This is a genomic window from Sinorhizobium sp. 7-81 (genome assembly GCF_030124405.1).
Lineage (GTDB): Bacteria > Pseudomonadota > Alphaproteobacteria > Rhizobiales > Rhizobiaceae > Sinorhizobium > Sinorhizobium psoraleae.
The window spans coordinates 322,009-336,464 of sequence record NZ_JASKLT010000001.1 but is presented as its reverse complement, the minus strand read 5'-3'; the positions used below and the strand labels follow the sequence as shown (position 1 = coordinate 336,464).

Here is a 14,456-nt window from a genome sequence, read left to right as displayed (position 1 = left end):
AATCAGGTTCCGACAGCGGCAGCCGATAATTTATTGTTTTTCTTCGACGAGCGCGGAGGAGGCCGTTTCCGCAGCAAGATGGTCGAGCTGCATACGGATATAGGCGGCCTCTGCGCCGTTGGTCGCAAGCGCAATGGCGCGGTCGAACGCAATGCGCGCCTCGCCCGCGCGACCCATCTGCTTGAGCAGGCCCCCGCGCAAGCCGTGATAGTAGAAATAGCCGGCGAGCCTGTCGCCAAGGGGCTCCACAAGCGCCAGCGCTGCTTCGGGCCCCTCGCGCTTCGACACTGCAACGGCACGGTTGAGCGTGACCACGGGCGACGGTTGCAGACGTTCGAGCGTCTGATAGAGCAGGTCGATTTCCTCCCAGTCGGTCAGTTCGGGACGCGCGGCGCGGGCGTGCAGCGCCGCGATTGCCGCCTGAACCTGGTAGGCACCGGGACGCCGGTGGCGCATGGCCTTGTCGATCATCGCGAGCGCCTCGGTGATCATTTCCCTGTTCCACAGGCGGCGGTCCTGGTCCTCGAGCAGAACGATGGCGCCCTCTGCATCGAAGCGCGCCCTGGCGCGCGAATGCTGGAGAAGCAGCAGCGCCGTCAGCCCCATGATTTCCGGTTCGCCCGGAAACAGCCTGAGGAGGAGCCGGGAGAGCCGGATGGCCTCGTCGCATAGATCGGCGGACACGCCCTCGGGACCATTCATCGCCGAATAGCCCTCGTTGAAGACGAGATAGATCATTGTCGCGACGGCTGCGAGCCGTTCCGCGCGATCGGCGGCATCGGGCGTTTCGAAGGGAATGCCCGCTGCAGCGACACGCGCCTTGGCTCGGGTAATGCGCTGCTCCATTGCCGCTTCGCTGACGAGGAAGGCACGCGCGATCTGCTTGACCGAGAGGCCGGAGACGACCCGGAGCGCCAGCGCGATCTGCTGGGTCGCCGGCAGGGCCGGATTGCTGCAGACGAAGAGCAGCCGCAGGATGTCGTCGCGATAATGCGACCCGTCGAGGCGGTCGGCGAGTTCATCCTCCCGGTCTTCCAGATCGGAAAGCAATTCCTCCGGGGGCAGCGCCGTCTCGCGCGCCTGCCGCCGCACCTTGTCGATGCCGCTGTTGCGGCCGACGAAGATCAGCCAGGCGGCGGGATCCCGCGGCGGGCCGCTCTTCGGCCAGGTCTTCAATGCCCGGATGCAGGCCTCCTGGAAGGCTTCCTCGGCCATGTCGAGGTTGCGGAAATAGCGCAGAAGTGCACCCATCGCCTGCGGCCGGGCGGAAACCAGAGCGAGATCGATCCAGGCAGTGTCTGTCATGAGGGAAGCTCACTTGGCTTGTAGATGGCGAGGGGACGGATCTCATAGGCGCCGGGGCTGGGATTGACCTCGCCGAGTTCGCGCGAAAAGGCGATGGCCTCCTCCAGCGAGGCGCAGTCGACGATGAAGAATCCGAGCAGCTGTTCCTTCGTCTCGGCAAAAGGACCGTCGATCACGATCGGTTCGCCGCCGCCGTGGCGCAGCGTCGTCGCCGCGGTCGTTGGCAGGAGACGGGCGACCGGGCCAAGCTTGCCGGCCTCGGCATATTTCTTCTCGACGGCGGCCATGTCGCGCATGACCTTGCCGTCCTGCTCCTTGGTCCAGGTCCCGGTAACATCTTCCGAATTGTAGCAAAACACCGCGTAAAGCATCGAGAACTCTCCCGCTCTGATCTCAAGACGAACGACGCTAGAGATAGCCGACAAGCGGGGCGAAAAAAACACGCAAGTATCCGCTGCGGGGGCAGGCTCCTGCCCGATATCGCGGAAGCGGCGGTGCTGATGGCTTCCGACAGGAGCAAGCCATCAACCCATTGGTCGCCAATTTTACCGGTGCGAACTGGTGGGCTAGATCTTCTTCTCGCCGCCGAGCTTCCGCTGCGCCGGCAGTGTCCGCAACCGCTTCAGCAGCCGGCCGTCGATCGCCGCGAGCCCTGCTGCGATCAGGGTCATGCCAAGGAAATGCTTGGGCTCGAGTCGTTCCCCAAGAAACACCGCACCGAGCAGGATGGCACTGACGGGGATGAGGAAGGTCACCAGCATCAGATTGGTCGCGCCGGACGTTTCGAGGATGCGGAAAAACAAGACATAGGCGAGCGCGGTCGAGATCAAGGCGATGCCGAGAAGTGCGGCCCAGACGTCGAGCCCGGGAAAGGCAAGCGTCCAAGGCCGGTCGGCGATCAGGGCGAGCGGCACGAGCATCAAGCTCGAGGCACTGACCTGCCCGGTCGCCGTCAGAAGCGGCGCGACGCCCATGCGCTTGAAACGGCGAGCAAAAACGCTTGCGAGCGAATAGGAAAATGCGGCACCGAGCACGGCAAGTTGCGCGAGCACGTTCGAGCCGAGGCCGCCAATCGCTGCCGGACCGATCATCACCGCGACACCGAAGAAACCGATCAGAACGCCCGTCAGCTTGTTCGCCGTCATTTTCTCGTCATCCGTCAGCAGATGGGCAACGACAACGCCGAAAAGCGGCGTGGTGGCGTTGAGAATGGAGGCAAGACCGCTGGCAATGTGCGTCTGTCCCCAGACGATCAGCGAAAAGGGAACGAGGTTGTTGAGCAGTCCCATGCCGAAGAATGCGAGCCATACCTCGCGCCGGCGCGGCAGCGCGAGCCCAAGAGCGCGGATCAAGAGCAGAAGGGCCGCGGCGGCAAGCGTCACGCGCAGCGCGACGATAGTGAAGGGCGGCAGCGCTTTCACCGCAATGCCGATGAAGAAGAACGACCCGCCCCACAGCACGGACAAGGCGATGAGCATGCCCCATTCCCGCGCACCCATGACCCTCGCGCCTGCCGAACTGCTCATGACATTTCCCTTCATGATTTAGTTTTCCCGATGTTTTCAGGCAGGGAGCCCTAGCGCTTTCCCATATTTGTTTATCACACAAGATGTTATACTTTCCCAAGCGAACAATTTTCTGGAATTGATTGAGTTTGGCTAAATCATGGAAACGCCGCTCCCCTCGCTGTCGGCACTGCGCGCCTTCGAAGCGGCCGCGCGCAATCTGAGCGTGACGCTGGCCGCCCGCGAGCTCAACGTGACGCCGGGCGCCGTCAGCCTGCAGGTGCGCGAGCTGGAGACTGCACTTGCGGTGAAACTGTTCGAGCGCCGCCCGCGGCAGCTTGTGCTGACCGATGAGGGAAATGCCTATTTCGCGACGCTGAGGCGCGCCTTTCGGATGATCCGCGAGGCGACCGAAGACCTTGCCGCCCGCAACCGGGCGCCGGTGCTGACGATCAGTTGCACGCCGACTTTCGCCGCCCAGTGGCTCGTGCCACGTCTCGACGATTTCGAGAAGAACATGCCGGGTATCGACGTGCGTCTCAATGCCTCGAACCGGCTGACGGACTTCGACAGGGATGCGGTCGATGTCGCGATCCGCCATGGTTTTGGGCAACATCCGGGTCTTGCGAGCGAACGCCTGCTCGATGACGAGCTCGTCCCGGTGCTGAGCCCGGCGCTGATGCGGTCGCGCCCGCTCATAGAGCCGGCCGACCTTCGCAACCACGTTCTTCTGCACGACGTACAAAGACAGGATTGGCGGCTGTGGCTCGACGCCGTCGGGGCGAGCGAGGTTCAGAGCACACGAGGGCCGGTTTTCATCAACAGCAACGGCGCGATCGAAGCGGCAAGGGCGGGCGACGGCGTCGCCCTGGTGCGGCTTTCGCTGGTCGCGCGCGAACTTCGGGAAGGCGCGCTTGTTGCACCATTCGCCTGCGGCGTTGCGACGAACCTCGCCTATTATCTGGTCTATCCGGCGCCAGCGCTCGATCGGACGGCTGTGGCAGGTTTTCGCAGATGGATTCTCGATCAGGTCCGCAAAAGCTAAAAAGCCCGACACGCAGCCGGGCTTTTTCAAATAGATGAATTTTCTGCTTTATTCGTTGATCAGCCGCTTCAGCAGTTCGATCTCGTGGCTGAGCTTGGTATCCGCCGCGATCAACTCCTCGATCTTGCGCACGGCATGCAGCACCGTCGTATGATCGCGACCGCCGAAGCGTCGGCCGATTTCCGGGAACGAGCGCGGCGTCAGCGTCTTCGACAGATACATGGCGATCTGGCGTGGCTTGACGATGACGCGCGTGCGTCGGTTCGACACCAGCTCCTGGCGCGAAACATTGTAGTGCTTGGCGACGACGCGCTGGATATCCTCGATGCGGACGCGCCGCGGTTCACCGGCGTTGACGAGATGGCCAAGCAGTTCGTCGACGCGCTCGATCGAGAGCTGAGGCTCGAAGGAACGGCGGAAGAGCAGCTGGTTGAAAGCGCCCTCCAGCTCGCGGCCGCTGGCCGTGACATTGCGCGCAACGTGGCACAGGATATCGGTCGGGATATCGAGCGATGCATCGTCCTGGCGCGCGGCCTCGAGCCGCCGCTTCAGCATCTCCAGACGCATCTCGTAATCCGGACCTTCCATCTCGATCGCGACACCGCCCTGAAGCCGCGAGCGAACACGGCTGTCGAGCGATTCCAGTTCCCACGGCGCGCGGTCGGCAGCGACCACGACCTGCTTGGCGGAGTCGAGCAGCATGTTCAAGAGATGGCAGAATTCGTGCTGGATCGACTTACCTTGCAGGAACTGCATGTCGTCGATCACCAGAAGATCGATATTGCGCAGCGATTCCTTGAGGGACAGCGCGTCGTTGTCGCGAATTGCGGTCGCGAAGCGCCACATGAAATATTCGGCCGTCAGATAGACGACGCGCGGCGCCCGGGCGCTCTGCAGGGCGGCGATCGCGATCGCCTGCAAGAGATGCGTCTTGCCGAGGCCAACGCTCGAATGGATGAAAAGCGGATTGAAACGCACGGCGCCGGCGCCGGCCTCGGCGATCGTGCGCGCGGCGGCGAGCGCCACGCGGTTCGACGAGCCTTCGACGAAACTGTCGAAATTGTAGCGCTGGTCGAGCGGCGACCCGAAAAGCGGCGCCTGGGCCGGTCTCTGCACGGTTGCCACGGCCGCCGCGGCGACCGAGGCAATCGACTGGGCCGCTGCCGGACGTCGTGCCGGGGTCGTCGGAACCGTTTCACTTGCCGCCGGCATCGCTTCTTCGTGGGCAACCGGACGCGCACCGCGTGTCGCGGTGCGTACGAGAATTTCCACCTTCAGGATTTCGCCGTCTTCCTGCTGAAACAGGTTGGTGATGAGATCGAGATATCGGTTGTTGATCCAGGACTTCAGGAACGTCGTGGGCACCGAAAGACGTACAACGCTCTTGGAAATCGAATGGAGCTTGAGACGTCCAAACCAGCTTGCGAAGACATCCGGACCGACTTGTGCTTTCAAACGCTGACTTACGCGCTCAAAAAGTGCGTCATGCCGCATGTCGTGTTTTTCCCCCGCCGCCTGAGACTGATTGCTTCCGGCCTGACCTGCGTCAGCTGCCGTCGCCAAATTCATCTGCATGTTGCCGCCTTCCAAAATCATGCTCCGATGCCGTCATTGCTGCCGGCCTCATCTCTTATGTCCGTCTGCCACGGCTGCCTTCAAGCCATGCCGCGTCCGACGAACGCTCCTGTCACACCGAAAGCGGGCTCCTCATATCCCGCTTCGGTGCGCGTTGCGCTCACCCGCCCGCTTTCGCAAGCGAATGTCCCCTCGCGCCTCGCCTTTACCGATTCCACCCGGCCGCTTTCAAGCCGCGCAAAATCGCATTCCTCGTTACCGGCTGCGCCGCACCCTCGTACGAAGCGGACAGCCCGACTGCCTCCTTCTGCCTGGACGCCTCACAGGCGTCCTCCTTAGAGCGTCCCAGCCATTCCCTCAACCACAAGACGAAAGATCCTCGTCCCGGAACGAAGGATCGGCCCGGTTTCTCTATCTTGACTTGTTTGATTGAACGACGTGGAGTGACCCCGCCACAGGGAACAGAAAGCTCGAGGCCACCTCATCGAAATGGCCCTGCACTTCCCTTTACAGATATGGTCTGTGTCCCCTGTGGGAGGCATTTAGGCAGGATCGACCGGCAAGATCAATCGCGAATTTTACCCATCGTTAAACGCCGCCGGTTGACTCTCTTGCCGCCTTTTGCTTGCCGCATTCTGAGTCCATCAAGAATCGCTTTTGAATCAAGGGTTTTGATTTTCTCGCGCTTGCTTAGCTGGCGAAAAAGAAAAAAAATAAAAATTCGCTTGACTCGCTTCGGACCCCGCCTGTCCCCGATCTCCGGCGACACCGGCGTGAAGACCTCGCGTAAGCCATTGAAATTGTTTCTAAAAATTTGTCATCGCAATGACACACGCAAAAACCCGGCGTTTCACCATCGCGGTGACAGAAGTATGAATCCGAAAAGCCCGGCGCAAGGGCCGGGCTTTTCATCAACAGATTTTTATTTAGCCGGGTTAGGCCGAAAGGCCCTTCACGCGCTGTGCCAAGCGGGAAACCTTGCGCGATGCCGTGTTGGCATGCAGCACACCCTTGGTGGCGGCGCGCATCAGCTCCGGCTGCGCTGCCTTGAGGGCTGCGGCTGCGACTGCCTGATCGCCGGCAGCGATGGCTTCTTCAACCTTGCGGATGAAGTTGCGGACGCGCGAACGACGGGCCTTGTTCACTGCGGTGCGGCGTGCGATCTTGCGGGTCGCCTTTTTCGCCGAAGTTGTATTGGCCATTGATGCCTCTCTTCGAAAACTGACATGAACTCCGCCTTCGCCGTGCCGGGTCACTGCGACCTGTCATCCAAAGCAATTCGGGAGCATTATCGGAAAGCCTCGGGTTGCGGCGTTCCAAGCTGAGGGCGGCGTATAGCTGGAAACCGCCCTCTCGTCAACGCGCAAATTTGAGAAAACTGTGCGGTTTCCGCTTCACTTATGCCGGAAGTCTGCCTTGCGCTTTCCGACGAAGGCAGCCATCCCCTCCTTCTGATCCTCGGTTGCAAAGAGCGACTGGAAAAGCCGCCGTTCAAAGCGCAGGCCCTCGGCCAAGGTAACCTCGAGCGAGCGGTTGACCGCCTCCTTGGCCATCACGACCGCCGGCAGCGAGAAGCCAGCAATCTTTTCGGCGGCGGCCAACGCTTCTTCCATCAGCTTTTCGGGCGCCACCACACGCGAAACGAGTCCCGACCGTTCGGCTTCCGCCGCATCCATCATCCGGCCGGTCAGCACCAGATCCATCGCTTTCGCCTTCCCGACGGCGCGGGTAAGACGCTGCGAACCGCCCATGCCGGGAATCACCCCGAGCGTGATCTCCGGCTGGCCGAACTTCGCGGTCTCCGACGCAATGATGATGTCGCACATCATCGCAAGCTCGCAGCCACCACCGAGCGCAAAGCCGGAAACGGCGGCAATCACCGGCTTGCGGGCGCTGGCGACCCGCTCCCAGCCGCCCAGAAAGTCGCCAAGATAGGAATCGACGAAATCGAGCGCCTGCATCTCCTTGATGTCGGCCCCGGCGGCGAAGGCGCGCTCCGAGCCGGTCAGCACGATCGCGCCGATGTCCTTGTCGGCGTCGAAGGCCTTCAATGCGGCATCGAGCTCCCGCATCACGGTCGAATTCAGCGCATTCAGCGCCTGCGGGCGGTTGAGCGTGATCAGGCCCACGCGTCCGCGTGTTTCGACCAGCAACGTCTCGTAACTCATTCTTGATCTCCTCCGTTCGGATGCGCCCGGTCGAGCGCCTATTTTTGGCAGCGCGGGCAATAGAAGGTCGAACGCCCGGCATGAACGATGCGGGCGACGGTACCGCCGCAGTCCGGCTTGCGGCAAGCCTCGCATTCGCGATCATAGACCGAAAAGGAATGCTGAAAATAACCGAGCGAGCCGTCCGTCTGGATGTGATCCTTCAATGAGGAACCGCCGGCGGCGATGGCTTCGGCGATCACCTCACGGATCGCCTCTGTCAGCGTCACCAGCCCCTGCCTTGCGCGCCCGCGCTTGTCCACCAGCGAGCCGGCCGGACGGGAGGGCGACAGGCCCGACCGCCACAGCGCCTCGCAAACATAGATATTGCCGAGACCGGCAATGATCTTCTGATCCAGGAGCGTCGCCTTGAGCGGCTGCGCCTTGCCGGCAAAGCGCTGGGCAAGATAGGCGGCATCGAGCGCATTTCCCGTCGGCTCCTGGCCAAGGTCGCGGAAGAAGACGTGATCGGCGATCCCGTCGCGCCGGGCGAGGTCCATGAAACCGAAGCGACGCGGGTCGTTATAGATCACCCGCGCGGGTCCGGACTGCCCGCTCAGATGAAAGATCACGTGGTCGTGCTTCTCGTCCTTGCCGCGCGGATGATGGAACCTGCCCGGTGTATCGGCATCCGTGCCGGCCTCGACCCGGAACGAACCGGACATGCCGAGATGCGCGATGATCACGTCGCCGCCTTCGAGATCGATCATCAGATATTTGGCACGGCGCGACAGGGAGACGATGCGGCGCCCCGCAACGGAAGCGGAAAAATTGTCGGGGAAGGGAAAGCGCAGGTCCGGCCTGCGCAGTTCGGCCCGCACGAGAAGCGCCCCTTCCATGGTCGGCGCGAGTCCCCGCCTCACCGTCTCGACCTCGGGCAATTCCGGCATTGTTCGTCTTCCCTCTTTGGCTCGCGCACCGGTCGTGCACGCCATTCCCTTGACGGCATTGTTGTCCTATACAGCGCCGCGCGCCTTATCAGATGCGCAAAGGACGCTGCAGCACTTTGAATTACTGCATGTTTTCTTAAATCGGCTGCGATTTAAGAAAACATGCAGTAGGGATGCGCTATGCCGCAGCCGCATCCTCACCGCTGAGATAGCGCGGACAAGGTGATTTCGCTATGGTGCCGGCAAATTTGGTTGAAGTGGAGTTTTTCGTATGACGGATGAGCGCGTATCGGCCAATGGCGGCATGGAAACCTCCTTCGGTTTCCGCGAAGTCGGCGCAGGCGAGAAGCAGCCGCTCGTCAACGATGTCTTCCACAAGGTCGCCAAGCGCTACGACATCATGAACGACGTGATGTCGGCCGGGCTCCATCGTGTCTGGAAGGACGCGATGATCGCGGCGCTCAATCCGCCGCGCCGGGAGGGCTATCGGGTGCTCGACGTGGCCGGCGGCACCGGCGATATTGCCTTTCGCATCGTCGAGGCCTCCGCACGCCACGCGCATGCGACCGTGCTCGACATCAACGGATCGATGCTCGCCGTCGGGGCCGAGCGGGCAAGGAAGAAGGGGCTGTCGGCCAATCTCGACTTCGTCGAGGCCAATGCCGAGGACCTGCCCTTCGCGGCGAACTCCTTCGACGCCTACACGATCGCCTTCGGCATTCGCAATGTGCCGCGCATCGACGTGGCGCTCAAGGAGGCCCACCGCGTCGTGAAGCGCGGCGGACGGCTGCTGGTGCTCGAGTTTTCCGAGGTCGAGATGCCGCTGCTCGACCGTTTCTACGATGCCTGGTCGTTCAACGCGATTCCGAAATTCGGCAAGCTGATCACGGGCGACGACGCTCCCTACCAGTATCTGGTCGAGTCGATCAGGAAGTTTCCGAACCAGCGCGATTTCGCCGCGATGATCAAGAATGCGGGCTTTTCGCGCGTCAGCTTCACCAATTATACCGGCGGCATCGCGGCACTTCATTCCGGCTGGAAAATCTGACCACATGAGCACGCCTGGAGCATATTTCCGTCTTGTGCGGATCGGCTGGGTCCTTGCGCGCGAGGACGCCTTTTCGGCGGTCCCTTCCGAACACCTTCCTCCGCTCGCGCGTTTCGTGCAGAGGCTCGCCGGATTGCTTGCCCGCCGCAGGGCCCGGTTCGAAGCGCGCAGCGGACGGCTTGCCCGCGCCGTCGAACGGCTCGGTCCGTCTTATGTCAAGATCGGCCAGTTCCTGGCGACACGCCCGGATGTCGTCGGCGCGGAGCTTGCCGCCGACCTGTCGCTTTTGCAGGACCGCATGGCGACGTTTCCGCAGAGCGAGGCCAAGGCCGCGATCGAAGGATCGCTCGGCCGCTCCGTCGATGAGCTCTTCGTCGAATTTTCCGAGCCGATGGCGGCCGCCTCGATCGCGCAGGTCCATACCGCCGTCGTCATGCGCGACGGCCGTCGCGAACAGGTCGCCGTCAAGGTCATCCGTCCGGGTGTGCGACAACGCTTCGCCGCCGACATCGAAGCCATGTACCTGGTCTCCCGCATGCAGGAGCGGTTCCTTCCCTATACGCGCCGGCTGAAGCCCGTCGAGGTGACGAAGACGATCGAACAGACGACCAAGGTCGAAATGGACCTCAGACTCGAGGCCGCGGCGCTTTCCGAACTCGGCGAGAACACCAAGGAAGATTCCGGTTTTCGCGTGCCCAAGGTCGACTGGGAGCGCACAGGCCGCGACGTCGTGACCATGGAATGGATCGACGGCGTGAAGATGTCGGACATCGAAGGTCTGAAGCGGGCCGGCCACGACCTCAACAAGCTCGCCGAAACGCTCATCCAGTCCTTTCTGCGGCACACGCTGCGCGACGGGTTTTTCCACGCGGACATGCACCAGGGCAATCTGTTCGTCGACAATGCCGGTCACATCGTCGCTGTCGACATGGGCATCGTCGGGAGGCTCGGCAAGAAGGAACGCCGCTTTCTCGCCGAAATCCTCTACGGCTTCATCATGCGCGATTATCAGCGCGTCGCCGACGTGCATTTCGAGGCCGGCTACGTTCCCTCGCACCATGACGCCGCGAGCTTCGCCCAGGCCATTCGCGCGATCGGCGAGCCGATCCATGGCCAGCCGGCCGAGACCATCTCGATGGCAAAACTCTTGACGCTGCTATTCGAAGTCACCGAGCTTTTCGACATGCAGACGCGCCCGGAGCTGGTCATGCTGCAGAAGACCATGGTGGTCGTCGAAGGCGTTGCCCGTACTCTCAATCCGCGGTTCAACATGTGGAAAGCCTCGGAACCGGTCGTCGGCAAATGGATCCGGGACAATCTCGGGCCGAAGCGCATCGTCGCAGATGTCCGCGACGGTCTCCACGCGGCGTTCAGGCTAGCCGAAGCGATCCCCGATATTGCCGCTAGGACGGAGCGCTTCTCGGCGGATATCATGGCGATGAGCGAAGACGGCCTGCGCTTCGACGCCGAGACCGCAGAGGCGATCGGCAAGGCCGAGGCGCGCCATACGCGCTCCGGCCGCATCGCGCTCTGGATCATCGCGGCGACGCTCCTCTATATCGCCTGGCTGCTTACCTGATCGGCATAGAACCCATCGCTTGTCTGCCGAATTCACTTCCGCTTCTTCGCATCCTGAAGTAGCATCCGGCCATGGACAGTCGTTTTGCGCTCGTGATGATGGTAACCACGCAGACCCCAGGGTGTGCGGGGAACCTGTTGCGCTAAGCAGCCTGTCTCCACGCCAACCCTGCCGAGGCGAGCAGGGTTCGGCTCTGTTTCCTCGGTCCCACATCCGATGAGAGGAAACGATGACCACCGCTCCGCCCGAAATCCGCATTCGCGCCGCCTCCGTCTCCGACTGGGAGGCGATCGCCGCCTTACGCGACCAGCCCGGCGTTCGCGCCGGCACATTGCGGCTGCCCTTCGCACCGCCCGAACAGACGCGAAAATGGCTCGAAAATCTCACCGAATCTGACATGCTCATCGTCGCCGAACTCGACGGGCGCATCGTCGGGCTCGCCGGCCTGCATCGTCACAGCGGACGACGGCAGCATGCGGCGGATCTCGGCATGAGCGTCCATGACGACTACCGGCGGAGGGGGATCGGCAAGGCCCTGCTCGACGCGCTGATCGATGCGGCCGACCGCTGGCTCGGCATTTCTCGCATCGAGTTGACGGTCTTCACTGACAACGAAGCTGCGATCGCGCTCTACCGCCAGGCGGGTTTCGTAACCGAGGGCGTGTTGAAATCCTGGGCGAGACGGGACGGCGCGCTCGCCGACGTGTTGGTCATGGCGCGCATTCGCGCGTGACCGCAAGCGGTTCTCTGCGATGGACACCTCCGCTGGGGCTTCCGTTGCCTCTCGAGCACATGTTCCATTCGAAACTGCGAATATGCATTCGTGATGCGATCGTTCCTCCACGGATGACGAAAGGTCATCCCGAGCTCGGAGGAGAGGACGTCATGCGCAAGATCATCATCGCAGCCGCGGTCGCGGTTACCACCATTTCATTTGCCGCTCCTTCCGAAGCCGGCGGCTTCTCGATCGGCTTCGGCAACGGCCATTACCATCACGGTTGGAGCGGCCGCGCCGGCTTCGCCGGCAGCTATTACGACGGTCCCTATTACAGCGACTATTACGAACCCTATTGCTTTATCAGGAAAGTGAAGCGCCACGACCGTTTTGGCAACTTCTACATCAGACGAGTCCGGATCTGTCGCTAACCCGGTAAATCCGGATAATGAGCAAACCCGGTCGCTTGCGGCCGGGTTTTCTGAATTGCTTGTGGAATCGTTGGTCTGCCGGGCACCGACCCTGGCGCGCCATTTTTCCTCCCCCTGCCCATTGACGACGTCGCTCGGGCGCGCTCCAACAGCACGAGTAGCGATGAAGGTGGAGGACTGGATCATGGATCTCGGTATCGAAGGCAAACGGGCTCTCGTGCTCGGCGGCAGCAAGGGACTTGGGCGCGGTATCGCCGAAGCGCTTGCCGCCGAAGGTGTTGCCGTCGCGCTGACCGGCAGGGACATGCATGCGAGCGGCAAGATCGCCGCCGAGATCCATCCAGCCGCAGCCGGCTTTGCCCTCGATCTTACCAAACCCGAAACGATCGACCCCTTTCTGGATCGGCTGACCGCCGAGTTCGGCCCGGTCGACATTCTGGTCCTGAACGGCGGCGGTCCGCCGCCGACGCCTGCGGCCGATATCGATCCCGATTTCTGGCGAAGACAATTCGAGGCGATGGTGCTCGCTGGCATGCGCATCACGCACCGCCTGCTGCCGGGCATGCGCGAGCGGCGCTTCGGCCGCATCATCGCCGTCGCTTCGACCAGCATCCGCGAACCGATACCGGGCCTCAGCGCCTCCAACGCCTTGCGCAGTGCGCTTGCCGGTTGGATGAAGACGCTCGCGGGCGAGGTCGCGGCGGACGGCGTCACCGTCAACATGCTGTTGCCGGGGCGGCTTGCGACCGATCGCACGCTGTCCTTCGACCGCATGGACGCGGAAAGTGAAGGGGTCAGCATCGAAACGGTCGCGGCGCGCAGCCAGTCCGAAATCCCGATCGGGCGTTACGGCACGCCCGCCGAATTCGGCGCGGCCGCCGCCTTTCTCGCGAGCCGGCAGGCCGCCTATGTCACCGGTATCGCACTGCCAGTCGACGGCGGTCTCAGCCGGTCGATGCTTTGAGTTGCTGGCGGGCCAGCATGTCACTTGAGCGAATGAAGCCTGGGCAGGCATTGCGGCGGCGATTGCTCGTCGCCATCCTGTTTCTGTTGAATGTGGAAATCGCTGGAGCCGCCATGCTGGAGAAAGAACTGATCGCCGCCGCGCGGCTGGGCGACGCCGTCGAAATCAGTGCCCTGCTTGAGCGGGGCGCCACGACCGATGCGCGGGACGACACAGGCGCCACGGCGCTGCTCGTCGCCACGCATGAAAACAACGTCGAGGCCGCCCGAGTCCTCATCGAGGCCGGTGCTGACGTCAACGCCAAGGACCACATCGACGACAGCCCCTACCTTTATGCCGGCGCGCGCGGCCATCTCGAAATCCTGAAGATGACGCTCGCGCATGGGGCCGATCTCAAGAGCACCAACCGCTACGGCGGCACCGCCCTCATTCCCGCGGCCGAACGCGGTCATGTCGAAACGGTGAAGACCCTGATCGAGGCCGGCGTCGCTGTCGACCATGTCAATCGCCTCGGCTGGACGGCGCTCCTTGACGCGATCATCCTCGGTAGCGGCGGTCACAAGCATGCGCAAATCGTCAGGCTGCTGATCGATGCCGGCGCTGACGTCAATCTTGCCGACGGCGAAGGCGTCCCGCCCCTCGCCCATGCCCGGGCGCGCGGCTTCGGCGATATCGAACACCTTCTAGTCGCCGCCGGCGCCCACTGATACCGGAGGGAATCATGCCAGAGGAGCAACGCTTTCTACGCGAGGCCTTGTCGCTCGCACGCAGCAATATGGAAAACGGCGGCCGCCCCTTCGGCGCCGTCGTGGTCAAAAATGGCGAGGTGATCGCGACCGGCGTCAACGAAATGGTTCAGACGGGCGACCCGACCTCGCACGCGGAACTCAATGCGTTACGTTCCGCGGCAAAGGCGCTTGGAACGTTGCGGCTTGAGGGCTGCGCCGTCTACGCCAGCGGCCAGCCGTGCCCGATGTGTCTTGCCGCGATGCGCATGGCGGGCATTACCGAGATCGCCTACGCCCATTCGAATGCGCAAGCGGAGCCTTACGGACTGTCGACGGCTGCAATCTACACGGAACTGGCCAGGCCGATCGCGGAACAGGCCATGCGCCCTCGCCATGTGCGCCTTGAAGCGCAAGATGAAGTGCCGCTTTATGCCGCGTGGCAGAAGCTTCAGCGGACAAGATAG

At 62.7% G+C, this 14,456-nt stretch carries 15 protein-coding genes; 8 read left to right on the top strand and 7 right to left on the bottom strand.

What is annotated here, in order from left to right:
• Positions 1–30 precede the first annotated feature (30 nt).
• The 3 genes from QN224_RS01650 to QN224_RS01640 form a co-directional block, all read right to left on the bottom strand.
• Positions 31–1,305: an RNA polymerase sigma factor gene (locus QN224_RS01650; protein ID WP_283975300.1), complete on the bottom strand. Its 1,275-nt coding sequence runs from the start codon at positions 1,303–1,305 to the stop codon at positions 31–33.
• Positions 1,302–1,676: a YciI family protein gene (locus QN224_RS01645; protein WP_173511136.1), complete on the bottom strand. Its 375-nt coding sequence runs from the start codon at positions 1,674–1,676 to the stop codon at positions 1,302–1,304. The genes QN224_RS01650 and QN224_RS01645 overlap by 4 nt, the downstream gene beginning before the upstream one ends.
• Positions 1,677–1,871: 195 nt before the next feature.
• On the bottom strand, positions 1,872–2,831 hold the full coding sequence (locus QN224_RS01640; protein WP_336621100.1) for a DMT family transporter: 960 nt from the start codon (positions 2,829–2,831) through the stop codon (positions 1,872–1,874).
• 139 nt (positions 2,832–2,970) lie between these two features.
• Here QN224_RS01640 and gcvA point away from each other — a divergent pair, with 139 nt between their 5' ends.
• Complete coding sequence (gene gcvA, locus QN224_RS01635; protein WP_283975299.1) at positions 2,971–3,855, top strand: transcriptional regulator GcvA; 885 nt, start codon at positions 2,971–2,973, stop codon at positions 3,853–3,855.
• Positions 3,856–3,903: 48 nt separating this feature from the next.
• On the opposite strand, the gene dnaA is transcribed toward gcvA, so the two are convergent.
• From dnaA to mutM, 4 genes are all read right to left on the bottom strand, one after another.
• On the bottom strand, positions 3,904–5,349 hold the full coding sequence (gene dnaA / locus QN224_RS01630; protein WP_246299645.1) for a chromosomal replication initiator protein DnaA: 1,446 nt from the start codon (positions 5,347–5,349) through the stop codon (positions 3,904–3,906).
• Positions 5,350–6,365: 1,016 nt separating this feature from the next.
• Entirely contained in the window at positions 6,366–6,632 is a 267-nt protein-coding gene (rpsT, locus tag QN224_RS01625) for a 30S ribosomal protein S20 (RefSeq protein WP_173511138.1), read from the bottom strand.
• Between the two features lie 192 nt (positions 6,633–6,824).
• The gene (locus tag QN224_RS01620; RefSeq protein WP_283975298.1) at positions 6,825–7,598 is read right to left on the bottom strand and encodes an enoyl-CoA hydratase; all 774 of its coding nucleotides are present in this window, start codon (positions 7,596–7,598) and stop codon (positions 6,825–6,827) included.
• Between the two features lie 38 nt (positions 7,599–7,636).
• On the bottom strand, positions 7,637–8,527 hold the full coding sequence (gene mutM, locus QN224_RS01615) for a bifunctional DNA-formamidopyrimidine glycosylase/DNA-(apurinic or apyrimidinic site) lyase (RefSeq protein ID WP_283975297.1): 891 nt from the start codon (positions 8,525–8,527) through the stop codon (positions 7,637–7,639).
• Between the two features lie 271 nt (positions 8,528–8,798).
• Here mutM and ubiE point away from each other — a divergent pair, with 271 nt between their 5' ends.
• The 7 genes from ubiE (at position 8,799) to QN224_RS01580 (ending at position 14,456) form a co-directional block, all read left to right on the top strand.
• The gene (ubiE, locus tag QN224_RS01610; protein ID WP_283975296.1) at positions 8,799–9,575 is read left to right on the top strand and encodes a bifunctional demethylmenaquinone methyltransferase/2-methoxy-6-polyprenyl-1,4-benzoquinol methylase UbiE; all 777 of its coding nucleotides are present in this window, start codon (positions 8,799–8,801) and stop codon (positions 9,573–9,575) included.
• Between the two features lie 4 nt (positions 9,576–9,579).
• Entirely contained in the window at positions 9,580–11,154 is a 1,575-nt protein-coding gene (gene ubiB / locus QN224_RS01605; protein WP_283975295.1) for a 2-polyprenylphenol 6-hydroxylase, read from the top strand.
• A gap of 229 nt (positions 11,155–11,383) precedes the next feature.
• Positions 11,384–11,887 (top strand): GNAT family N-acetyltransferase, encoded by a 504-nt coding sequence (locus QN224_RS01600; protein ID WP_283975294.1) that lies wholly within the window; start codon positions 11,384–11,386, stop codon positions 11,885–11,887.
• 152 nt (positions 11,888–12,039) lie between these two features.
• Positions 12,040–12,300 (top strand): hypothetical protein, encoded by a 261-nt coding sequence (locus QN224_RS01595; RefSeq protein WP_283975293.1) that lies wholly within the window; start codon positions 12,040–12,042, stop codon positions 12,298–12,300.
• A 184-nt stretch (positions 12,301–12,484) separates the two neighbouring features.
• The gene (locus QN224_RS01590) at positions 12,485–13,264 is read left to right on the top strand and encodes an SDR family oxidoreductase (protein WP_283976079.1); all 780 of its coding nucleotides are present in this window, start codon (positions 12,485–12,487) and stop codon (positions 13,262–13,264) included.
• A gap of 113 nt (positions 13,265–13,377) precedes the next feature.
• Positions 13,378–13,971, top strand: a complete 594-nt coding sequence (locus tag QN224_RS01585; RefSeq protein WP_283976078.1) for an ankyrin repeat domain-containing protein — start codon at positions 13,378–13,380, stop codon at positions 13,969–13,971.
• A 14-nt stretch (positions 13,972–13,985) separates the two neighbouring features.
• On the top strand, positions 13,986–14,456 hold the full coding sequence (locus QN224_RS01580) for a nucleoside deaminase (protein ID WP_283975292.1): 471 nt from the start codon (positions 13,986–13,988) through the stop codon (positions 14,454–14,456).